Here is a 22,466-nt window from a genome sequence, read left to right as displayed (position 1 = left end):
ACAAAGTCGTTAGGTGTTTATTAAATGAATCACCTGATGGCTGACTTAACGCAAGCTTCACACAGCGCTAGATTGAGGAGATGCTGATATGCAGGACCAAAAACACGAGCAAGGCTTAGATGCGTTCTGGATGCCCTTTACTGCCAATGCACAGTTTAAGCAATCGCCACGAATAATGGTCTCTGCCGAGGGAATGTACTACAAAAGCGACGACAAACGCCAAATCCTGGATGGAACCGCAGGCTTGTGGTGCTGTAATGCAGGCCACGGGCGTCGCGAGATCAGTGAGGCCGTAAGTAAGCAAATCCATAATCTGGATTTCGCCCCAACGTTTCAAATGGGACACCCTCTACCTTTTCAACTTGCAGAGGAACTGGCAGAGGTCGCGCCAACGGGGCTGAATAAAGTGTTCTTTACCAACTCAGGTTCAGAATCTGTAGATACAGCGCTTAAGATAGCGCTCGCTTATCAAAGAACCATTGGTCAAGGAACCCGAACCCGGTTCATTGGCCGAGAACGAGGTTATCACGGTGTCGGCTTTGGTGGGATTTCTGTGGGCGGTATCGTCAACAACCGTAAAATGTTTGGCAGCTTGCTGACTGGAGTGGACCATCTCCCTCATACCTTAGATATAGAACACAGTGGCTTTTCGCGTGGCTTGCCTGATTACGATCCAGGTTGGGCTGAGAGTCTTCAAAATATCGTCACGCTGCATGACGCCAGTAATATTGCGGCTGTCATTGTCGAACCCATTGCGGGTTCAACCGGTGTTATTTTACCACCTAAAGGTTACTTAAAGCGTTTGAGAGAGATTTGTACCCAGCATGGCATCCTATTGATATTTGATGAAGTCATTACTGGGTTCGGTCGTATCGGTAGTCCGTTTGCCTCCCAAGAGTTTGATGTGATCCCAGACATTATGACCACCGCGAAAGGTTTGACTAACGGGGCTATTCCAATGGGTGCTGTGTTTGTTCGCGACGAAATCTACGACGCGATGGTTAATCCAGACGGCGGGGCCATCGAGCTTTTCCACGGCTACACTTATTCAGGCCATCCGGTGGCTGCGGCAGCCGGACTCGCTTCATTGAGTATTTATCGCCAGGAAAACCTTTACTCCCGTGCTTCAGAGCTGAGCCAATATTGGCAAGACGCTGTTCATAGCCTAAAAGGCTTACCTCACGTTATTGATCTCAGAAATTACGGACTGATCGCAGGTATAGAGCTTTCAAGCATCGAAGGAAAGCCTGGCTCACGGGCATATCAAGTGTTTCAGGCATGCTATGAGAGAGGCGCATTAATAAGGGTAACCGGCGACATTATAGCGCTCTCTCCGCCGTTGATTATCGAAAAACATCATATAGATGAATTGTTTAATATTTTGGGTGATGTGCTTAGCACGATCGAATACAAGGAATAGTTTATGTCAGTTTTAGTTTCAAACTTTATTAATGGCGAGGTAGTGCAAAGCACCAGTGGCCGAACTTTAGAGCTGTTTAACCCCGCGAATGGCGAATTACGCGGCAAAGTTCAACTTTCCACCCCACAAGAAGCACTTTCAGCTGTTGCCGTGGCTAAGAACGCTCAATTGGAATGGCAAGCAACACCGCCCTTACAACGCGCAAGGGTGATGTTCAAGTTTAAAGCGTTGTTAGAGCAACACGCTGACGAAATGGCAACTTTGATTACACAAGAGCACGGAAAAGTACACAGCGATGCACTTGGTGAGCTTACACGTGGATTGGAAGTCGTAGAATTTGCCTGTGGTATCCCTCACTTGCTAAAAGGTGAGCACTCTTTGAATGTTGGACGAGAGATTGACAGCCACTCAATGATGCAACCAGTCGGTGTTTGTGTCGGGATAACGCCATTTAACTTTCCGGTAATGGTTCCTCTGTGGATGATCCCGGTTTCTCTGGCTTGTGGTAACAGTTTTATTTTGAAGCCATCTGAAAAAGACCCAAGTGTTTCTTTAATGTTGGCTGACCTGCTGCAGCAAGCTGGCCTTCCTGATGGTGTTTTTAATGTGGTGCAAGGTGATAAAGAGGTCGTCGATGCATTGTTAGAGTCGAAAGATGTTGCAGCGGTCAGCTTCGTTGGTTCTACACCCATTGCCGAAGCCATCTACGCAAAAGGCAGCGCCAATGGTAAGCGAGTTCAAGCATTAGGCGGTGCAAAAAACCACCTGGTTGTCATGCCAGATGCCGATTTAGAAGGGGCGACAAATGCGATTATGGGCGCAGCCTATGGTGCGGCAGGTGAGCGCTGCATGGCGATCTCTGTAGCCGTTGCAGTCGGAGATGATACGGCAGATAGACTGGTCGCGTCGCTTAAAGAAAAAGTAGAAGCATTACGCGTTGGCCCAGGTTTAGGGGTAACACCTGAAAATGAGATGGGCCCGTTAATTAGCAAGCCTCATATGAATAAAGTGAAAGAGTACATTCAAAGCGGCGTTGATCAAGGGGCAACGTTGGTGGTTGATGGGCGAGGTATTGAGCCTGCGTCTCCGGGGTATTTTGTTGGAGGTACTTTATTTGACGACGTTACACCGGACATGACCATATATAAAGATGAAATTTTTGGCCCAGTATTGTCTGTTGTGCGAGCTAAAGACTACCAACAAGCACTCCAATTTATTAATGATCATGAATTCGGTAATGGCACGGCCATTTTCACTCGAGATGGTGACACAGCTCGCGATTTTACAGAGCAAGTTCAAATCGGGATGGTTGGTGTGAATGTCCCCATCCCAGTGCCAATGGCATTTCATAGCTTTGGTGGCTGGAAACGATCGATTTTTGGGCCGTTAAATGTTCATGGTAATGACGGGGTTCGCTTCTATACTCGTATGAAGACAGTCACGGCACGTTGGCCGAAAGGCCAAAGAGAAAGTGAATTTGTGATGCCAACAATGAAGTAGGTGACCAATGAAGATAGGAATAATAACGTGTGGGCATGTTGACCCACCCTTATCAGATGATCATGGCCAGTACGCAGATATGATTGAAAGCGTTCTTTATGATATTAACGACGGCTATACCTTTCAAGATTACGATGCCACATTGGGGCAGTTTCCAGAATATGGAGAGTGTCATGGGTTTATTATTAGTGGCAGTGTACACAATGCTTACGACGAGGATCCTTGGATCCTTCAACTATCAGAATGGATAGTTGGCTGTGAAGCCCAGCGAAAGCCCTTAGTTGGAATTTGTTTTGGCCACCAACTCATCGCGCGAGCATTGGGTGGGAAGGTTGAAAAGTCGAATAAAGGCTGGGGTATTGGTAGCTATGAAGTGCAAATAAAAGCACAGAAGAAATGGATGAACCTCGCTGTGGACACTGCTCGCTTGTTGGTGAGTCATCAAGATCAGGTGGTTATTGTACCCGGAGGCGTGAAGGTGATAGCTGGGAACGATTTCTGCCCTAACTTTATGTTTGTGAAAGATAACCATCTGTTTACAGTTCAGGGTCATCCTGAATTTAGTACGAGCTTTACTGAGAAGTTGGTGGAAAAACGCAAGCATTTAATAACGCCTTCGTATTATCATCAAGCATTTGAAGAGATTAACAAGCCTCAGGATTCAGCCCTTATTCTACACTGGATCGACAGTTTTTTTGTGATGGCCCAGCAAAGCAAATCCATTGAAAATAGAATGAAGCAGACAGAGTTTCACTAAGGCAAACAAAAAAGGTGCACGATTCGTGCACCTTTGTTTTTAGCAAAGTTTTAAGCAAATTCTTTTTCAAGATAAGCGACAATATCGGATGATTCGTACATCCAAGTGACGTCTTCACCATTTTCAATTCGAAGACATGGCACTTTGACGCGACCACCCCCTTCGAGTAGTGCCTGTTTATGCACGGGATCGGTTTTGGCGTCACGCAATTCAATATTCACGGATTGACGTTTCATTGCGCGACGAACTTTCACGCAAAATGGGCAGGCGTCGAATTGGTAAAGAGCCATTGATTTAGCTTTATCATCAACCTGTGCTTGTGCATCCTCGGACCGTGTGAGTCCCTTAGGTGCGAAAACAAAATTACCGGTCAGGATAACCTTTCCTAATATCCAACGAATGAGCTTCATAACTACCTTTTTTGACTGATTATTATTAATATGCGCTGAAATGTTATCACTATGTAGCGTCAGATAATATATCGGATGGCCGATTTATTGTCGTTTTAGCTCATGACTTTTTTCTACACTCAATCCTAGCCGTTTGGAAAGCCGAACCAAGTTAGCTCGATCGGTATGCAATTGCCTGGCGGCTTGTGCCCAGTTGTACTCCGTGGTAATGAGGGTGTTTGAGATGAGCTCACGTTGAAACTCCTCAGTGGCTTGCCGCAACCCTACCGAGTTGCGGGTGATTTTGGGGGCAATAGCTTCTTGTTGAACAGAGTGAGCGTCGTCAAATTGACCGCAGTCCTCGTTGGTAATCGAAATCACTTTTTGGTCAAACATGCGCGCTTTTGCTTTTAAAGCCGCTCGGTTAATGACGTGCTCTAGTTCGCGCACGTTACCAGGCCAAGAATACTGGCTAAGGTAAGGAATAACATTTGCTTTCATTTTTATCTGGCTGATACCAAGTTTCCTGCGTGCTTGCTCCAGGAAAAACCCCGCCAGCAATTCGACATCGCCATTACGGTCACGCAGTGCAGGCACAGAGATAGGGTAGACACTCAGCCGATGATAAAGATCGGCGCGGAACTTACCATTTTCCACTTCTAACTTTAGGTCACGGTTTGTAGCAGCGAGCACACGGACGTTGATCTTTTGGATTTCGTCTTTACCCACAGGCTGAATTTCATTATTTTGCAGAGCGCGAAGCAGTTTACTTTGCGCAGCCAAGGGCAGTTCGCCAATTTCATCCAAAAACAGCGTCCCTTTGTCTGCCAGGGCAAACTTGCCCATACGGTTTCTGTCTGCGCCCGTGAAGGCACCTTTAACATGGCCAAATAGCTCACTCTCTATTAAGTTCTCAGGGATGGCTGCGCAGTTGACATAAACCAAGGGACTTTGTCGACGAGACGATTGATGGTGAAGGGTTCTTGCCACTAACTCTTTGCCAACGCCCGTTTCTCCATGAATGAGAATGTTAAAATCTGAGGGCGCGACAATGTCAATATCGCTTTTGAGCGCTTTCATCGGTGCGCTATTGCCGATCATCTCTCCGCCGTCACGCTCCCAAGCTTCTTCATTGAGTTCTTCGAGTAATTTTTGAGATTGCTTCGCTTGATATTCAAGGCGTGAGAAAGTCAGTGCCATTTTAAGTGTTGAAGCCGCGATAGCAGCGAGCACTTCCAAGCTTCTTGTTGGGATTTGGTCAAATGTGTTAGTGGACAGACTGTCTAGAGTTAATGCGCCAAGTATCTTATCACCAAATATTAGCGGCAGCCCCATACAAGAGTGCATGGGCAAATCGCCGTGATGATCAATAAGCAAACCGTCGAATGGATCAGCAAGCTCGCTATCGGCATCAAAAATGACAGGAACACTAGACGCCATGATCTCTTCAAAACGGGGGTGCTCGGAAATAACAAAGCGTCGACCTAATGTATCTCTCGATAGGCCCTGCATCGCGAGTGGCACCAATGTGTCCCCCTGCAGTGAGAGTAAGGCAACACTGTCACAGCGAATCGTTTTTCGTACGGTATTAATCAGGGTATCAAATCGTTGTTGATCGTTATTACTGCTAGCGAGTCCGACAGTGAGCTCTAAGAGACTTGAAGGCGAGATGTCTTGCATGAATTGCTCTGATAGTGAAAAGAGTAGAAGTGTCATTATAGGGTCATTTGGACTCAACCAAAAGCAGTCTTTTTGACATTTTTGTAAGCTTGTATTGGAATGGAGGCCCTGCAGTAAGGGCTTTATAAGTTGGCACATTAACTGCTATAGATAATTGCTCGTAATGAAAATACAAATGAGTGTGAATCGCACCAAATTATAAACGACGAGCAGTTATCACCATTAGCCCTTTAAATGACTTTCATGGGAGTTCCTATGCTCAACAATCAACATATCGACGTTATTAAAAGCACCATTCCACTATTGGAATCTGCAGGCCCAGCCCTCACCGAACACTTCTACAAGCGAATGTTCACGCATAACCCAGAGCTAAAAGATATCTTCAATATGACGCATCAAAAAACAGGCCGTCAAAGTGTCGCCTTGTTTGAGGCGATTGCCGCTTATGCTAAGCATATCGAAAACCTTGCTGCGTTGAGCAGTGCGGTAGAACGCATTGCGCATAAACATACCAGCTTTAATATTCAGGCCGAGCACTATCAAATAGTCGGAATGCATCTGATTGAAACGCTGCGAGAATTGGCGCCCGATGCTTTCACTCAAGAGGTTGAAGAAGCATGGACCGAGGCGTATTTGTTTCTTGCTCAAATCTTTATCAATCGAGAAGATGAGCTATATACATTAAGGGAGCAGGCCATCGGCGGATGGAAGGGCGCGCGACCGTTTGTGGTGGTCAGTAAAACTGCAGAATCTGAAGCGGTGACTAGCTTTGTACTAAAGCCTAAAGATGGCGGTAAAGTGGTTGCTTTCGTTCCAGGTCAATACATAGGGGTCAAAGTGAAACCTACCCTTAGTGAAAATATCGAAATTCGTCAATATTCGTTGTCTGATAGCCCCAATGGTGAAACGTATCGTATCTCCGTTAAAAAAGATTCAGCCGATAACGGTCACGCTGGTTTGGTGTCTCATTATCTTCATCAAGAGGTTTTTGTAGGTGACACGATTGAAGTTATGCCGCCAGCGGGAGATTTTTTCTATGTCGAAAAACAGGCACCAGTTGTCCTTATCTCCGCAGGGGTTGGATGTACGCCAATGCAAGGGATGTTGAATCATCTTTCCGAAACGAATAAACCGCAAGCGGTGACCTATCTTCATGCGTGCGACAATGCTAACCAGCATTCGTTTGTAGAAGAGACACAATCACTTCTGACCCGTAACGATTGGAACCAGCACGTCTGGTATCGGGAGGGTGAGGATCAGCAATGTGAAGTCACTGGCCATGTCGGAATGATGACGTTAAATTCGTTGGCTAACGAGCTGCCATTGCAAACGGGCAACTTTTATATATGCGGCCCAATCGGTTTTATGAAAAGCATTGTTGAACAACTGACCTCATTGGGTGTGATGACTGAAAGAATACACTATGAAGTGTTTGGTCCCCATGCGTCTCTATAGTTCACCTATTTCTAACCTATTGCTTTAATTAGTCAAAGGCGCAGGTATCATGCCTGCGTTAATTTATTGAGCGCTTGATCGGATTGTGTAAAGTCAAGGTGAGTCGATTGTCAGTTTTTATCAGAATGTCGATCTATTCCCAAATTCTCAAGGACGTTACATCATTATCCCTAGAAACACCCTATTATTGATATGTTTGTTATTGGTATAGGTTATTACAACATGAAGCTTTCTTACTTGGCTGGCGCTGTAGCCGCAGCGACATTAGCTCTGACTGGTTGTGGCGGTTCAGATGGCGACAGCACTAAATATTCAAATGTGTCTTTTGCTGTATCGGACGCCCCTGTAGACACTGCGGAGTCGGTGACTGTGGCATTCTCGCAGATCGAACTCAAAAAAGACGATGGGACTCGCGTTTTGTTGGATGTCACTCCTTCTGATCCAAATAAAGATTATGAGCAAATCGATTTGCTTGATTATCAGGGGATGGAGTCGGCAGTCATATTGACCTCTGAGCCAGTTCCTGTTGGTGTATATAAAGAGTTGATTTTGTTAATCTACCCTGAAGATGGCTTGAATTACGTGACTCAAGAAGGCATTCAAGAGCCACTTAAACAACCAAGTAATAAATTGAAGCTGGGTAGTTTCGAAGTGAGTGAGCAAGTCGATGGAACAACCCAGGCATTCACGATTGAGTTTGACCTCAGAAAATCCTTAGTGGAAAGGGGGACAGGCGCTCAAAATGGCTATATTCTCAAGCCTCATGGTGTGACCATTGTAGACAATGCAACATCAGGTTCGCTGTCAGGTGATGTCACAACGTCCTTGTATACAACGGGTGGTGGGTGTTCTGAAGAAAGCAGCTACTCTAATAGCTATGTCTATCTCTACAAAGGGTTTCATGATGAAAGCAATCTAGTCGATCTTGTTGATCCGCTGGATCCAAACTTCGATGACTCAGGGTTGTTACTACCTGAAGCTGCAGTTGCCCCGTTCGCTTCCGCACCCGTGTCTGATGCGAATAGCTATCAGTTTGGATACTTAGCCCCAGGCGAATACACCGTTGCGTTTAGCTGTAAAGCCGATGGCGATGATTCTATTCAGTATGATGGTTTAACTATTCCGAACCCAACAGGGCAGTTGCACGAGGTTACCATCACCGCTGGAAACCCATCAGTACAGGATTTTGGAACATTGTAGTCGTTCTTAATTAAACCATTTCTCAAACCATCGCTTCCATAAGGGAGTGGTGGTTTTTTTTGCGTCGAAGTGGCGATAACCCACATAGAAGCTTTGATTGAACTGACAGCGCAATGCTTCGCTATCTGTGCCTAAAAGCCGACTTAGTAATATGGCACTCTGTTGGCCGTGATCATTCGCTAAACTAAAATCCATTCCAAGTCGCCCCTGGACAAATAGCCATAGATGCGTGGCCAATTGCATTTCGACACTTGCGGGAAGCTTTAGGACATTCGCTTGCTCTTGGCCTAACTCATTAATAAACGCCTGTCTCATTTCCTCGATGGCGTCTTGGTGGGCAGTGAGAGAGCCAAACAATTCAAGGTGAGCTTTTGTCATCACGCCCAAAAGGTGCTGGTGGGCATTGATGTTGGGCTTTGCTTGCAATACTCGTTCATACAATGAGCTGTGGCAGTGGCAAAACTGATCAAATTGCTCTTGATGTTCGCTAACAAATTGGACGCTTTTTACGCCCAATTCTTCAAATGCCGTTTGCAACAAGGTCATTTGACTTGCAGCTCTTGCCACGGGACTTCAACTGAGCCATTGTCACTGTCAATGAACACAGAGTTGCCGGTGATCATTACCGACAGGTCCATGGTACGAGAAATAAGGCGACACAAATTCTCAATGGCCTCAGGATCTAATCGGTAGATATCGGCATTAAAAAATCCCATCTTTCCTTTGTTTTGCTCCCACCACACATCAGTTTTTGTGTTAAAGCTGTAGACCATGACCTTTTGAGCGAGGCGGGTCGATTTTTTAACGCGCTCAGCATCGGGTTCGCCCATATCAATCCAAAGTTCGACTTGGTCATCAAGTGATTTCTGCCAGATATCAGGCTCTTCAATCGTAGATAGCCCTTTAGTGAATTGAAGCTCAGGCGATGCATTGAGACAGAAAGCGACAAGCCTTGCCATCATTCTTTGGTTGTTTTCAGAAGGGTGCTGAGCAACGGTTAAATTGAGAGAGTCGTAATGGTCTCTATTCATGTCGGTTAGCGCAACACGGAATTTATAGATCGTGGGTTTTAGGGCCATGATTACATCTTAAAATTGAAAGTAGAACCTATAGTACGTAAGCAAGCCGCAAAAAGGTATAAAAGGAAGGGGATTAGCGTTCAATTGATATAAAAATAGCCAGCTAGGCCGGCTATTTTAACAGAATACTAGCGACTTACAGTACAGTAATGCTTTCTGCTTGAGGGCCTTTTTGACCTTGAGCTACGATGAACTCAACTTTTTGACCTTCAATAAGCGTTTTGAAACCGTCGCCTTTGATGTTGCTGAAGTGAGCAAACACATCAGGGCCATTCTCTTGTTGAATGAAGCCAAAGCCTTTAGTTTCGTTGAACCACTTAACTGTACCAGTTACTGTATTAGACATTTTTCTTTCCTAAATTTTTTATTCTTTATGCCGATTTGGCAGCTATAGCGTCAAAAAGTAGATTGCTATTGCGTACAACACGACGGGGAGTTACTAAGAATCCAACGAATGTATATGTAAACAATGGAACTTCTTTCTAGCCAAGAACGAATATAAAACAATGCGCGGTTAAGTCAATAAAGATAGGGTACTATTCATTCATGTTTTTGAACTCAACCTCTATTTTTTGCGTGCAATTTCATTTTCTTACATTAGTAATTGACAGAATGAGATATTTTGTTCCCAAATTCTGTCAAAATAATCAGAGCCTCGTCATATTTTTTTAACTAACAGCTTGAAATAAATGTATAAATTTTGATGTTAAAATTAATAACTCTGTAACTTAATTGATGTATTTTCTGTGTTACTAAGGTGCCCTAAATAAACGAGGCACCCTAGCATTTTATATCATCTATCTATTTTTGGAGAATAGATAGAATAAGCGGTAATTTGCCCGGCAACAATCGCAGAGAACATGAATAAAGCCGATAAACCAATACTCGGGATCGGCAAGATAGATTGCTCGAACACCGATTGACTTGCACTCACTAAAACTCGGCTACCAGGGACTAATATGATGATTCCTTGAACAATGTAGATAGAGCCTGTTAGATCTAGTCTTTTCGCAAGCCACGTACCGTAGAGCGTAATAAGTACTGTCGTTATCCATGTGCCAACAACCCATCCGGCATCAAAACCCAGAAAGAATGGGCCCCACATACCAAGGATTGCAACGGGCAGGCCAAGGAAAATGTCTTTAGGGCGCGCGTTGAAAATAATTCCAATTGAAATGGAAATTAACGGTAAACCTAGGTAATGCAGCCAGATGGGCACTTCGTTAATGTATGAGATGGAATCAGTATGTCCCCAAATTCCTTCACCAATATTTAGGCCAATAACAATGCCGACAAACAGCTTGATTAAAGTGAGAGCACTTTGTCCTAGTAGAGCTGTGCCCGAAACAAGGTCATTAAAGGCCAAACATTCGAGAGCGTTAGCAATGGATAAACCGGGGACGAATAACACTATTGATGCGATACACAAGGCCCAAATAGGGACCGATGCGCCTGTACTGGCGATAAACGCGACAAAAATACCGGTCAATAGCGCAGCGACAAACTCGACAGCAATTGCTCGGCGATTTTTAAAAGACATCTGACATCCCCAAACCATTAAGCCTAATACCGCAGCATAGAGAATGGCTTCGATAGTGCTACCAACCAACATTAAGTAGGCGGGCGGTATACCGATATTCGCCAACGCCACAATGTATTTGGGATATCCCACAGGTTCGGGAATGGGCTCGTTTGATGGTTGGTTAATTCGAATAATGGTGTTTGCGAGCAAACCCAGATTAATCGAAGCGGGTTTTAAGCGTTTCATGACAACGGTATTGTTTTTGTCAGGAAACTGATAATTGATGGCTGTGGGGGTGGCTTGCACCATCACATCAATGCCATGTTTTGAGGCGTAAAACTGTGAATATTTTTCGACTTTATATGGAGCGCAGCCACAGCGATGTAATGTATCGCCAATCTCTACTATTTTTTTTATTTTGTATGGAGAGGGCATGTTTTTTTCCCGTAGAACCCAAGCCTTAGACTGGCGCCAAAGGTAGCAGAATTGAGTGGGTTTATCGACGATTTTCAACCTTGTAAGACGAAAAACGCAAACAATCTGTTGAAGTATAGGCGTCATCATTCAAACATACTTATTCATATAGCCGCTTTATTAGGACGTTGTGTATCGCAGTACGAAATCAATCACCACCACAGCTCGCCTAAGGGGCAGTCGTCTTCGATTAGTCATTGCATTACCACCGCACTCACACTGGAATTATGTGCGCTCCATCACACTCCTCAAGCCAGAGAAGCCGAGTGGAGAACAAACTATAACCATATGGAATAAAAAACGCGCAAACAAACACTTAAGGGGCAATTAAGGCTTTTCTTTCTCAGTAGTTATGGCATTATCTATCTCGTACCAACGATGTGCGTGCATCGTATAATGGCTATTACCTCAGCCTTCCAAGCTGATGATGTGGGTTCGATTCCCACTGCACGCTCCAATCCCTATCTGTTCTAAACTCAATCTAACGTCATCAAAAGAAACGCTTTATTGCGTGTTTTCTCATATCTGAAATTCAAGTTCAAGACGTTGTCTACTATGTCGGTGGCCAAATGGTGGCCAATTTGGTGTCCACCATTGCTAAGGGGTATTAAGTGTCGTTAAATGTGCTTAAGCATACAACTTATCTTTCCAACCTTAGTTATTTAATGGGCACATTTCAGACATACCCACAACAACAATCGAATTATCGCTGTACTTGCATACTTTTCTAACACCATCTAGCCAACTGTTAGTTAATACACCATAGGCCATTGCGTTTGTACTTAGAAGTATGGCTAATGTAGTGATAGTTAGTTTTTTCATTATTTTTCCTAATAGATACCAATATTTAATATGCATGTTAAAAGAGCCCCCTCTTTGGTAATGGGGCGAATGTACTTTGTTTAAACTGATGTATACCGTACTGAAGTTTTGTCAGTTTGTTAGTGACCGTTTACCTATAAAGGTGCTGGTTCATTTCTTTTTTAGTTTGACAACTAATGCAGTGCGTACATGTGACATCAAAGGCTAAGCGAGCTGGTTCGATGTCGTCACCACATGCCTGACAATACCCATAATCATCTAACGACAGTTTTGCTTTAGCGATACTTAACGCCTTTGCGCGTGCATTCAAACGACCGATAATCGTGTTTAGTTGGTAATGATGTTGCAATTGGTCAGCCGTATCGCAGCAATCGCTTGATTGAACGGCGGATTGGCTTAATTGTCTGCAGGTATTGTCGATACTCGCTAGAGTATGGGTAAGCTCTTCTTGAATACGAGCTTCAATGTGATTCAAATCCATGTGTTGTTTTCCTTGGCCTGTTTGCTTTTTGTTCGTAAAAAGCTATTTGGCAAAATAAAGTAGCCCCATGCTACTATGTCTCAGACTGGAGATGCAATCTTGGGCACAAGTATGCTCAAACCGAGCACACTGCTCGTTAGCGGTATTACCGAAAAACCGGATATACAGCATCTGATAGAGATCTTCGTCATCGGTACAGGTATTTCAGGTACAGAGGAAAGTGTCTTGGAGGGTTATCAGTCCATCAAACTTGCCATCTCTAACGAGGCAGCAAAAGATACCGTCAACCAAACTAAAGCGCCTGTCACTGTAGAAAAGCTGGAGACGAACGTTAAGGGTAATACGGTGGCTGCAACTCGCACGGAACCCGCGAAGCGCAGAGAAGCAATGGAATACCTCAATATTCCGGCGTTTTTGAGAAACTCGAAAAAGAACTGATGGGTCGCTCCATAATGCTTACGCTTCTCGCTTTCTCATTGGCAAGATGTCGTCACTTTCAATTGAAAAGGAAAATATGAAACGCTCGCTAATTGGCCTTTTGGGTTTAATGCAACTAGTACTATGGTCTCTGCCAGTTAAAGCGGAGGTACAGCCTTATCCGCATCACTTGGCGCGCATCACATTAACTGAGGAATGGGTTATCAAGCAAGATAAAGACGTGGTTGGTCTCGCCGTTGATGGCTCAGAGATGCATCACTTTCTTCAGCAGCAAATTGAAGAGCAAAGTATCTTCTTTTTATCGATTGAACTTCCATGGACATTGGTGCCTGTGCGTATATTAGTGGCTGACTATCAACACGTTTCTGAAGATGGTGAAAACTACTATGTCCCGATGGACAGGGCAGAGTATTTCCTTCCAGATCTGAGTGATTTTGAACAAGGCTTCAACCGCAAGCGAATGCTTAGGTCTAGCGAAAGCACGCAATATCAAGGTTATTATCAAGCCTTTAAGTTGCACTGCTTTAGCGGTATTTGCAGTTATCAGTTGAGATTGGTACCACCAAAACCTGAGCGTGCTGCTGCGACCTATAAAACCGTTTATCCCCTCCTTGAAGGTAGTTATGTAACCGACCCTGATTTTCGACTTCTGGAGGTCATTTATGAAGACTGAACAGTCCGCATTAATCGCCTTTCAACTCGAAAAAGGTACTGATCATCAAGGGCGACTCATTACCGAGATATGGAACTTCAATGACTTTTGGCTAGAGCATGACCACAAGTACATTCAGTGGCTATTTCCCATTGACACGCAAACCAAGTTCAACCGACATGCGCCGGTTTTAACCACAGGTGACAGAGCTGCATTTTTTGAGTCGAAAGTGCTTCAACAAGCGCAGCGTAAATCTTTAGATGTGTTGCTTCACTTTTTTGGTTTGCAGTGGCAAAAGGGTGACATCGTGCCTACCGCTCAGCTTAATATCCGCGAGCATATTTGGTTGAAACGGGGTGGACATAACCACTTACGTATTTCACGAATCATCCGAAGCCTTGCGCTTTGTGGGCAACACGAGCTCAGCGACCAATTTCAACAGGCTGTGATTAAGGTCGCGAAAGAGCACGGAGAGGTTTGTGAAGAGTCGATAGACTATTGGTTGAAAGCGGCCGATAACTTGGACTTGAACACATAACGAGAGACAAAGAAGTTGTGACTGTGTCTGACGTAATCTCAAAATGAGGTTTCAGTATCCTAATTTCAATATCTTTGCATCACCTTCCATGCTCCAGAGCTTCACAGGGCAATGGCGACTATCTTAACGAAGAGCATTTAGATATCGCAGCGGTTAGATCTTGATTGATATTGCTGCAGTGTTTAATGAGGAGTCGTCGCTCGGCGATGGTGACGTAATTAAATAGGTCTACATCGCCATAAACGAACCATGAAGTCATTAATATTAGTGCCTCTGTTGGCGATAACACACAAAATGAAGGCATGTATTATTTGAAGTGCAGCACAGTCCTTTTTGATCAGTGCGTGTAAACCAGTTCCAATAAGGCTGTCAATGATCACATTTTGAGTGGCAACGAATCGCTGCCGGTTCGTTTGCGATTTTTACTCCCGAAACCTTTAGCATCGGCTGAATAATGGTGTTATAGCCAGTCAAATAATGCCGCTACATCAAGCAAAGACATACGGAACAATATGCCAACACTCATGGCGCTAATGATGCATAAACCTAAAGAAACGCAGTCAATCTTAGTGGGCATAAAGGTGCTGGCTCATTTCTTTTTTTGTTTGGCAGGTAATACAGTGTGTGCTGGTAACGTCAAAGACCAAGCGAGCTGGTTCAATATCGTCACCACATTCCTGGCAATAGCCGTACTCTTCATTGATGAGTTTAACTTTTGCGATATTTAATGCTTTAAGGCGTGCATTCAATCGGGTAATGATGGTATTGAGTTGGTATTGTTGTTGCACTTGATCGGCGTTGTCACAACAATCGCTAGATTTAACCACTGGTTGGCTCAACAGTGTTTTGGTATCGTGAAGGTTTGCGAGAGTGCGAGTGAGCTCTTCGTGAACTCGCGTTTCAAAGTGATTCAAATCCATGTGTTTATCTCCTTGGCCTACGTGCTTACTCGTAGTGGGTAAAGCATTCGGCAAAATAATGAAGTCCCGAGATGTTAATCCATCCTCGGGGCCTAAATTGGCGCTGTAGTCCCTATGCTATGTAAGTCGCTCCATACATTACTTTCCATGATAGACCAGCCATTATCATTTAGTTTTTGGCCCTTATCGCTATCCTAGCGGTGTCCATTTAAGTCCAATCCGGCTTTATCCTAAAACCTTTCGCCCATCCCAAAAAACAATGCATGTCCTCGACTAGCGCTATCGATGAGATAGATTCTACGTGCATCATGAAAGAAAGGGATGTTGGGAAAGTGTAAAAAACAATGCCTTAGATGAATGGCTGGCTTTGGGTGTCGAAAAAGCAATGACTTATGGCTGTGTTGTAGAAAAATTTGCTTTAAATATTGAAATAAATTAGCACGGTAATGGCGAATATCTTACAAGGTTTGCTGACAATGTTATGACACGCGCTCTATGCCTACCTTGTTTATGTTACTTGGCATAGGCACTGTCTATTTTATTGGTGTAACACATTGGTTTTTTGCAGTGTGTTGTCCACAAAAATTGTGAGTAACAGAGAAGAAATCGTTTGCTTCATAGGGTTGGCGGATTACAAGTAAAATCTGGAGAGAGCAGTGAATACATCAAGGGGAACGTGTATTCACTGAGGCGAGTTCCCATCGCTAAGCCATACTCATTAACGGCGAGCTACCGACTACCTATAAAATTTTAGTTTATGTGGAGGTGACTTCAAGCAATCAGCGGTAGTTTAGCGTTTTTTCTATGACACAGTAATGCCTTTTGAGTGAAGTCGATAGACGTTGGCATGTATATAATTGTAGTGCTATCAGCGATGAACATCAGCACGATGCTTGGTTGCTATTCAACAGACAAAGAAAGAATTTTTTAGTATTCAATTTCACTAGAGCTGGTGGGTTCCCAACATACGCTATTGTCACGTTGTGGGTATCCACCCCATTTACGTAGGTTTGCGAAAATTCACTAAGCAGAGACATGTCGCCTCCTTTGTATCTGGGCATATTATGTTCCTACTTTCATATCATAATTAATAAATAGACTTAAATATGGTCATAGGCACATACTTACTCCATTGCGTTATCAACTTATTGTCAGCACTTTATTGTCTGCACTTCGACGAATCAATTTCCTGCTCATGTATCAAAATTGGTAAAAAAAACAGCACTATTTGAGAATTATTCTACGCTTATCATTAAGTTACTTTGACTCTCGTGTTAATGACTCGCTGAGTCAGCATTATATTGAATGTCATTTTAGCTGTGGATTAGCAACGATGACTTATCGCAAGGAGAAGTGAATGAAAGGATTGAATACGGTGTTGGCAACATCTTTGGTGTTGACAGGTATGGTAGTGGCTGATGTTCAAGCTGCGACAGAATGGAACGTGTCACTATGGGGCAAGCGCCGCGCATTTACTGAAAATGTCGAAAAACTGGCAGAGCTCGTTGAGCAAAAAACCAATGGAGAATTCAAATTAAAACTCTCATACGGTGGGCTCTCTAAGTCTCGCGAAAATCTTGATGGGATCTCTTTTGGCGCATTTGAAATGGCGCAGTTTTGTTCTTTTTATCACACCGATAAAAACCCAACAATTACGGTAACGGAATTGCCTTTTTCTAAAGATGTGTCTTTAGCTCGTGTCGGTGAAATCTACATGGAAGTGTTCAAACATCCTGAAGTAACAAAAGACTTGGCAAGGTGGAACGCTACGTTGCTCATGCCAACACCACTGCCGCAGTACAACATTGCTAGTAAGAGTGATGAAATGAGTTCCCTTGAACATTTCGACGGGCTGAGAGTACGTGGTCCCGGGGGTATCATGGGTGTATTAGGAAAGTTGGGTGCGGTGAAAACCAGTGTTCCTTTTTCTGAGGTTAGACAATCGATGGATTCTGGCGTCATTGATGCGGCTTCGTTTGCCCCTCATGCTCACCTAGCTACAAATTCCTACAAAGTGGCAAACTGGGTGACAACAAACTTAAACTTGGGATCTGCTAATTGTCCGGTGGTTGTGAATAGTGAAGCGCTTGAAATGCTAAAGCCAGCACATAAAGAAGCGTTGTTAGGTTCCGTTGATGAAGCGTTGGCGTATTACGTTGAGAATTACGAGCAGAATACCACCGCAAAATTTGACGCAGCAATCGCACAAGAAAAAGTCACTCAAGTCACCTTTACACCAGATCAAACACTGAAGCTTAATGATCTCGCGGCCTCAGTTCGTCAAGATTGGGTAGACAAATACAAAGATAGGTTTGATTCCCAGGCGCTGTTTGATTTCACTGAAAAGCAATTCGCACAAAAATAACAACAACTATCGAGTTTCCGGTGCCGGTGCCTGACCATTGGCACCGTTTTTATGTGCATCAATCACTGTCAGTTTGTGTACCGATAAAAGGAAGTAAGGTATGTCTGCGTCTGTACGAAATGATGAATCAGCCCTGAGTTTGGCTGATCGTTGGTTTTTTCGAGTTGAATCGTCTTTAAATCTGGCCGCAGGTTTGGTGATTCTTTGTTTGGTGGCTATGGCAACCATTAACGTGTTGGGGCGTTGGTTATTCTCATCACCGATTAGTGGTTATATTGATTGGGTAGAACAAGCCATGGCATTTATTGCCTTTTTGGGTATCGCTTATACTCAGCGGCTAGGTGGGCATATTCGTATGGATATTATTGTCGGGCGCTTTCACGGACGTTGGCTGTGGTTTACCGAACTTGTTACGACACTGTTGATGTTTGTTGTTACATTGGTCCTCATCTACGGGTCTTACCTGCATTTTTGGCGTGCCTATTCGATTGGCGATTCTTCTCTTGATATTAACTTGCCTACCTGGCCAGCAAAACTGGTTGTTCCAGTGGCCTTTACCATCCTCGCGTTGCGGCTGTTATTACAGCTGTGGGGGTATACCCGAGCATTACGCAATGGAGAACATCACCCAGTCGCAGTCCCCCTAATAGAGTCTGCTTTTGAGGTGGCAAAAAAAGAAGCAGAAAGTGTGAGTAATCCTAACGACTCGGTGGGAAAATAATGACGCAGTTAATTGAAATAATGGCTTCGATGGACTCGATCGAGATTGGTTTATGGGTCTCAGGAGCAATGCTGTTATTTGTTGTTCTCGGAGTAAGAGTCGCATTCGCAGCTGCAACGGCAGGTTTTTTGGGTTTAGTATGGATTTTCTCAGCAAAACTTGGATTTGAAAGGGGGTTTATGGTTGCCGTGAAGATGGCGGGCACTATACCTCACTCGAAAGTATCGTCCCTTGCGTTATCCCTCATACCTACATTCATTTTAATAGGCTTTTTAGCCTACCATGCTGGTTTGACCCGTTCTTTGTTTGAAGCCGCCAAGCGGTGGGTTGGGTGGCTACCGGGAGGTATGGGTGTTGCAACTGTATTCTCGACAGCAGGGTTTGCGGCTGTGTCGGGTGCATCGGTTGCCACATCGGCGGTGTTTGCACGAATTGCTGTGCCTGAGATGTTAAAGCTCGGATATGACAAGCGATTTGCTGCAGGTGTTGTTGCCGCTGGTGGAACACTGGCCTCGCTTATACCACCTTCGGCGATCTTGGTGATTTACGCCATCATTGTTGAACAAGACGTGGGAGCACTGCTAATGGCCGGCTTTATTCCCGGGGCGGTGTCAGCGCTTATCTATGGTGGGCTGGTGATCTTTCTTGCATTGACAAGAAAAGATTTTGGACCCCCGGTAAAAGGATATAGTTGGAAGCAACGTTTTGAGTCGATACCGGGAGCACTGCCCATCTTTGCTGTCATCGGCATTATTGTTGTCTGCATTTATGGCGGCGTTGGAACGCCAACAGAAGCTGGTGCATTAGGGGCAACGCTTATCTTAATGATTGCGCTGTATCATGGTAGCCGTTGGAAAGAGATAAAAAGTTCACTTATGGAAACCGCCAAACTATCGGCAATGATTTTTGCCATTATTTGGGGTGTCTTGATCTACGTGCGTTTTCTAGGGTTTGCCGATCTACCCAGTGTATTTTCTGACTGGATCGTCAGTTTAGAGCAAAGCCCAATGCTAACGCTTTTGCTCATACTTTGTGCTTATGCCGTGTTGGGTATGTTTATGGATGCGATTGGTATGCTGTTATTAACGCTGCCCGTTGTTTATCCTGCTGTGATCGCCCTAAATGGCGGTGCCGATGTTGCAGCGGTGGATTCAGCCTTTGGAGTATCAGGGGTAGGCTGCGCAATTTGGTTCGGTATCATTGTAGTAAAAATGGCCGAACTGTGCCTCATCACCCCTCCAATAGGCTTGAACTGTTTTGTGGTTGCCGGAGTCAGACCTGAGTGTTCGGTACAAGATGTTTTTCGCGGATGTTTGCCGTTTTTCGTTGCAGATGTCATTACTATAGCGGTATTAATCGCAATGCCTGGTATTGTACTGTGGCTGCCTGCGCTGATTGGCTATACCTAAACAAAGTGGTTAGTGATGTGGATAGGTATGGTCCAAAAATTGACAGATTTGCATGACGGTTTCTCTATGGGGAAACCAACCGTTGTGTCGATAGATATCAACAAAAACGGTGGATAACCATAAGGAAACCGCTTGCATCATAGAGTTAATGAGATGCAAGCAAAAGTTAATGCATACAACCTATGGCTAGCGCGAAAAGTCGAATTTGAAGCCAATACGATAGATGAATTCAGAGCTCTGCCTTGTGGCAAAGTCGATTCCAAAGGACGGATGAAAACTGTCGAGTACAGGGATGGAAAACAGACTAAAGCTCCAGTCAAAGGTATTGTTAATGCTCAGTACGGTTCTAGCGCTATCGAATGCCTCATAGTGAACAGCAACATCGGCCAACCACCTAGGAGCAATAACAGCTGAAAGTCTTGCTTTACAATAGGGCGCCATTTCTGATTTGTTGTGATCTACTGTTTCGTCTGTGGTTGAGGCATGATTGTTCACTACACCACAAGATAAAGGGAGCGAGATAATCCCATTATTGAACGGTACAAAACCTGCTCCAAGGCTCCATTTATCAATGCCCGTATCTAACTTTGTCGCGAAGTTGGCGTCTCCTTCAAGGAGAAAGGAGTGTGCGATATTGATATTAAAGTTACCGTATAAACCCATTAAATACGCGTCACCATCATTGTTGTAGCCATTCAAATAGTACGGCTCAAATGCGCCAGAAGCGTATTTGTGCCAATTAACCCCGATATTAATGTGGGTGGGGTTAGTCGTGAAACTGGCTGCCGCTTTAGGGCTATATTGCATAGACTAGGACTAGCAAGCTTTTAGATGATAACCGTGTGTCAACTCGGCTTAGGGGCGTGAAACGTTCTTGGGAGTTTAATAAAAGAAATGTCGAATTAATGTCGAATGGATGATGTCGATTTCGAGAAAATATATTGGTAGGAATTTTGTCGAAAAAGAGACCACTGCTCACCCTTAATTAAACATCAGGGTGAGTGAATTTCATTACTTAGAAAGGCGAAGGATAAGTCAAAATTAGGCAGAACAGGGGGCTTACCAAGACTAAATTAATCACCAGTTTCTATAGCCACAGGTATCAATGTGAAAGCGAACCCCTGAATATAGCCCAAGTCCCATTTTGTGTTCTTTACCAACGGTGCGATAGATTTCTTTCAATTTTTTATGCAGCTCAGAGCGGCTAATTTCTTCGGCTGGCACCAAGTCTAGCGCACAAAAGTCCATGTGCTTACTGCGTGCCGCACCTCCAGCACTTTGGTTGTAATAGGTGGTTCTTTCGCCAGAAACAGGGATCACGACACCAATTTCAGGCTCTACGAAATTTTGGATGAATAAAATCGTATTGATCATACTTTGCACGTGGCTAGCGCGGGGCATTGTAAAAACTGACGTGCCATTGAGCACCCAATCCGTGCCCTGAAGTAGAACCAAATGAAGCGGCATCGTGTCTTCCACCTTCACGCCAGCTTCAAGCAACTGACGGCCAATTTTATCCACTTTATCCTGAGCGTTATTCATAATAACCCAACCACGAAAAGCGGCTCTAGTGGGGACCTTATAGCCTCTTACATCCATAACAAGATCGTCATACGTTAAGTTGATATCATCTTTGTATAAGCTTTCATACTGGTTCGCGTAGGCTATGTTACTTACAGATATCAATACAATAAGTAGAAGGGAGGTTTTCATATCGCTGACACCGTTTCAAATGACTGTAGCCAAGTATAGTCCACTCTATAGTGCGTTGAATTACTATGTTGTTAGCACTCTCCATTAGCCGATGCATTAATCGCTTTTAACATGCGGTTATCGATAATTGGCTTGGTCGGAATAAATAGTTTTTTATTGAACACTAAGCACAAGATAGAAAAACACGACTGCATTTATTTTATTGTGTATCTCAATACTATGGAAAATGGTTGAAACCATTCAATACATAGACATTTAGATGTTGGGGGAAACCAGTAATTTTACTGTATATCAAATATAAAACAGCGTGCATTATGCTTAAAATATTTGATTAGCAGAGTAGAAATAAGATGAAGAAGATTATCCTAGCAGGAGTGTTAGTTACGTTGTCTTGCTCAGCCCTGGCTCAAGAGCAGGAAAGAGGTGGTGATATCATTGACCAAAGATCAAAACTGATTTTCAATTATGACAATGTAACCAAAGAGGTCGCCAAGGAAGAATTGTCTTATTGTCAAAACCTGGCCAATCAAACTCAGGAAGAAGTGGTTGAGGCAAAAGGCAGTGGGGTGCGCGGTCTACTAAAAGGCGCAGCCGCGGGAGCCGCTGTAGGAGCAATTTCTGGTGGCAGTGGATCTGATGCAGCGAAAGTTGGTGCAGCAGGTGGTTTACTCGTAGGTCGAGTAGCGGGTAAAGGAAATCAAAGTGCTCAGCAACAAAAGAACTTAGAAAACTACAAGGTAGTACTTCGCAACTGTATGATTGAACGTAAATACGTTGCGCTTAACTGATCATTAGCGACACCGATACTCAAGTATATTTTTAGAAGCGCTCAGTTTACTGGGCGTTTTTGTTATTTGGTGTCTGTATGAATACCGCTAATAATAGAACGCTTCAAAGAAGCAGAGAGCACAGTTCGCTATAAAGCCGATTG

Annotated in this window: 24 protein-coding genes and 1 tRNA gene; 14 read left to right on the top strand and 11 right to left on the bottom strand. The window is 44.1% G+C overall.

Going from position 1 to position 22,466, the window contains the following annotated elements:
* The first annotated feature begins 88 nt into the window (after window positions 1–88).
* The 3 genes from aptA to LNL84_RS15435 are packed head-to-tail and all read left to right on the top strand — an operon-like array spanning window position 89 to window position 3,677.
* Entirely contained in the window at window positions 89–1,420 is a 1,332-nt protein-coding gene (gene aptA / locus LNL84_RS15445; protein ID WP_244358449.1) for an omega-aminotransferase AptA, read from the top strand.
* A gap of 3 nt (window positions 1,421–1,423) precedes the next feature.
* Window positions 1,424–2,920 (top strand): CoA-acylating methylmalonate-semialdehyde dehydrogenase, encoded by a 1,497-nt coding sequence (locus tag LNL84_RS15440; protein WP_244358448.1) that lies wholly within the window; start codon window positions 1,424–1,426, stop codon window positions 2,918–2,920.
* A 7-nt stretch (window positions 2,921–2,927) separates the two neighbouring features.
* Complete coding sequence (locus tag LNL84_RS15435; protein ID WP_244358447.1) at window positions 2,928–3,677, top strand: type 1 glutamine amidotransferase; 750 nt, start codon at window positions 2,928–2,930, stop codon at window positions 3,675–3,677.
* A 50-nt stretch (window positions 3,678–3,727) separates the two neighbouring features.
* Here the strand turns inward: LNL84_RS15435 and LNL84_RS15430 are convergent, their stop codons facing one another.
* Together LNL84_RS15430 and norR are read right to left on the bottom strand one after the other, a co-directional pair.
* Entirely contained in the window at window positions 3,728–4,087 is a 360-nt protein-coding gene (locus tag LNL84_RS15430; RefSeq protein WP_244358446.1) for a glutaredoxin family protein, read from the bottom strand.
* A gap of 84 nt (window positions 4,088–4,171) precedes the next feature.
* Complete coding sequence (norR, locus tag LNL84_RS15425; protein WP_244358498.1) at window positions 4,172–5,746, bottom strand: nitric oxide reductase transcriptional regulator NorR; 1,575 nt, start codon at window positions 5,744–5,746, stop codon at window positions 4,172–4,174.
* 255 nt (window positions 5,747–6,001) lie between these two features.
* On the opposite strand from norR, the gene hmpA reads away from it, so the two are divergent.
* Both hmpA and LNL84_RS15415 read left to right on the top strand, forming a co-directional pair.
* Window positions 6,002–7,201, top strand: coding sequence for an NO-inducible flavohemoprotein (gene hmpA, locus LNL84_RS15420; protein WP_244358445.1), 1,200 nt, complete (start codon window positions 6,002–6,004; stop codon window positions 7,199–7,201).
* A 222-nt stretch (window positions 7,202–7,423) separates the two neighbouring features.
* Window positions 7,424–8,401, top strand: coding sequence for a DUF4382 domain-containing protein (locus LNL84_RS15415; protein WP_244358444.1), 978 nt, complete (start codon window positions 7,424–7,426; stop codon window positions 8,399–8,401).
* A gap of 6 nt (window positions 8,402–8,407) precedes the next feature.
* Here LNL84_RS15415 and LNL84_RS15410 read toward each other — a convergent pair whose 3' ends face one another.
* The 4 genes from LNL84_RS15410 to LNL84_RS15395 form a co-directional block, all read right to left on the bottom strand.
* Complete coding sequence (locus LNL84_RS15410) at window positions 8,408–8,968, bottom strand: hypothetical protein (protein ID WP_244358443.1); 561 nt, start codon at window positions 8,966–8,968, stop codon at window positions 8,408–8,410.
* Window positions 8,944–9,480 (bottom strand): YaeQ family protein, encoded by a 537-nt coding sequence (locus LNL84_RS15405; RefSeq protein WP_244358442.1) that lies wholly within the window; start codon window positions 9,478–9,480, stop codon window positions 8,944–8,946. The genes LNL84_RS15410 and LNL84_RS15405 overlap by 25 nt, the downstream gene beginning before the upstream one ends.
* A 136-nt stretch (window positions 9,481–9,616) precedes the next feature.
* On the bottom strand, window positions 9,617–9,826 hold the full coding sequence (locus tag LNL84_RS15400) for a cold-shock protein (protein WP_244358441.1): 210 nt from the start codon (window positions 9,824–9,826) through the stop codon (window positions 9,617–9,619).
* Window positions 9,827–10,273: 447 nt separating this feature from the next.
* On the bottom strand, window positions 10,274–11,437 hold the full coding sequence (locus tag LNL84_RS15395; RefSeq protein ID WP_244358440.1) for a threonine/serine exporter family protein: 1,164 nt from the start codon (window positions 11,435–11,437) through the stop codon (window positions 10,274–10,276).
* 421 nt (window positions 11,438–11,858) lie between these two features.
* Here LNL84_RS15395 and LNL84_RS15390 point away from each other — a divergent pair.
* Window positions 11,859–11,933 (top strand) — tRNA-Gly (locus LNL84_RS15390).
* A 197-nt stretch (window positions 11,934–12,130) separates the two neighbouring features.
* On the opposite strand, the gene LNL84_RS15385 is transcribed toward LNL84_RS15390, so the two are convergent.
* The gene (locus LNL84_RS15385) at window positions 12,131–12,298 is read right to left on the bottom strand and encodes a hypothetical protein (RefSeq protein ID WP_244358439.1); all 168 of its coding nucleotides are present in this window, start codon (window positions 12,296–12,298) and stop codon (window positions 12,131–12,133) included.
* Between the two features lie 130 nt (window positions 12,299–12,428).
* Window positions 12,429–12,779: a TraR/DksA family transcriptional regulator gene (locus tag LNL84_RS15380; protein WP_244358438.1), complete on the bottom strand. Its 351-nt coding sequence runs from the start codon at window positions 12,777–12,779 to the stop codon at window positions 12,429–12,431.
* A gap of 75 nt (window positions 12,780–12,854) precedes the next feature.
* Here LNL84_RS15380 and LNL84_RS15375 point away from each other — a divergent pair, with 75 nt between their 5' ends.
* From LNL84_RS15375 to LNL84_RS15365, 3 genes are all read left to right on the top strand, one after another.
* Entirely contained in the window at window positions 12,855–13,217 is a 363-nt protein-coding gene (locus LNL84_RS15375) for a hypothetical protein (protein ID WP_244358437.1), read from the top strand.
* Window positions 13,218–13,293: 76 nt separating this feature from the next.
* Window positions 13,294–13,890 carry a hypothetical protein gene (locus LNL84_RS15370; protein WP_244358436.1) on the top strand — a complete coding sequence of 199 codons (597 nt, stop codon included), beginning with the start codon at window positions 13,294–13,296 and terminating at the stop codon, window positions 13,888–13,890.
* Complete coding sequence (locus LNL84_RS15365) at window positions 13,880–14,407, top strand: opioid growth factor receptor-related protein (protein WP_244358435.1); 528 nt, start codon at window positions 13,880–13,882, stop codon at window positions 14,405–14,407. The genes LNL84_RS15370 and LNL84_RS15365 overlap by 11 nt, the downstream gene beginning before the upstream one ends.
* Before the next feature lie 566 nt (window positions 14,408–14,973).
* Here LNL84_RS15365 and LNL84_RS15360 read toward each other — a convergent pair.
* Window positions 14,974–15,327, bottom strand: a complete 354-nt coding sequence (locus LNL84_RS15360) for a TraR/DksA family transcriptional regulator (RefSeq protein ID WP_244358434.1) — start codon at window positions 15,325–15,327, stop codon at window positions 14,974–14,976.
* 301 nt (window positions 15,328–15,628) lie between these two features.
* Here LNL84_RS15360 and LNL84_RS15355 point away from each other — a divergent pair, with 301 nt between their 5' ends.
* The 4 genes from LNL84_RS15355 (at window position 15,629) to LNL84_RS15340 (ending at window position 19,822) form a co-directional block, all read left to right on the top strand.
* Window positions 15,629–15,766, top strand: coding sequence for a hypothetical protein (locus LNL84_RS15355; protein WP_244358433.1), 138 nt, complete (start codon window positions 15,629–15,631; stop codon window positions 15,764–15,766).
* Between the two features lie 918 nt (window positions 15,767–16,684).
* On the top strand, window positions 16,685–17,692 hold the full coding sequence (gene dctP / locus LNL84_RS15350) for a TRAP transporter substrate-binding protein DctP (RefSeq protein ID WP_244358432.1): 1,008 nt from the start codon (window positions 16,685–16,687) through the stop codon (window positions 17,690–17,692).
* Between the two features lie 100 nt (window positions 17,693–17,792).
* Window positions 17,793–18,413 carry a TRAP transporter small permease subunit gene (locus tag LNL84_RS15345; protein ID WP_244358431.1) on the top strand — a complete coding sequence of 207 codons (621 nt, stop codon included), beginning with the start codon at window positions 17,793–17,795 and terminating at the stop codon, window positions 18,411–18,413.
* On the top strand, window positions 18,413–19,822 hold the full coding sequence (locus LNL84_RS15340; RefSeq protein ID WP_244358430.1) for a TRAP transporter large permease: 1,410 nt from the start codon (window positions 18,413–18,415) through the stop codon (window positions 19,820–19,822). Before LNL84_RS15345 ends, LNL84_RS15340 begins: the two co-directional genes overlap by 1 nt.
* 186 nt (window positions 19,823–20,008) lie before the next feature.
* Here the strand turns inward: LNL84_RS15340 and LNL84_RS15335 are convergent, their stop codons facing one another.
* Window positions 20,009–20,629 carry a hypothetical protein gene (locus LNL84_RS15335; protein ID WP_244358429.1) on the bottom strand — a complete coding sequence of 207 codons (621 nt, stop codon included), beginning with the start codon at window positions 20,627–20,629 and terminating at the stop codon, window positions 20,009–20,011.
* A gap of 270 nt (window positions 20,630–20,899) precedes the next feature.
* The gene (locus LNL84_RS15330; RefSeq protein WP_244358428.1) at window positions 20,900–21,535 is read right to left on the bottom strand and encodes a D-Ala-D-Ala carboxypeptidase family metallohydrolase; all 636 of its coding nucleotides are present in this window, start codon (window positions 21,533–21,535) and stop codon (window positions 20,900–20,902) included.
* A gap of 350 nt (window positions 21,536–21,885) precedes the next feature.
* On the opposite strand from LNL84_RS15330, the gene LNL84_RS15325 reads away from it, so the two are divergent.
* Entirely contained in the window at window positions 21,886–22,323 is a 438-nt protein-coding gene (locus LNL84_RS15325; protein WP_244358427.1) for a glycine zipper family protein, read from the top strand.
* The last annotated feature ends 143 nt before the right edge of the window (window positions 22,324–22,466 follow it).

It is taken from the genome of Vibrio gelatinilyticus (genome assembly GCF_022836845.1).
Classification (GTDB): domain Bacteria; phylum Pseudomonadota; class Gammaproteobacteria; order Enterobacterales; family Vibrionaceae; genus Vibrio; species Vibrio gelatinilyticus.
The sequence above is the reverse complement of the archived record's forward strand: the minus strand, read 5'-3'. Positions and strand labels throughout refer to the sequence as shown.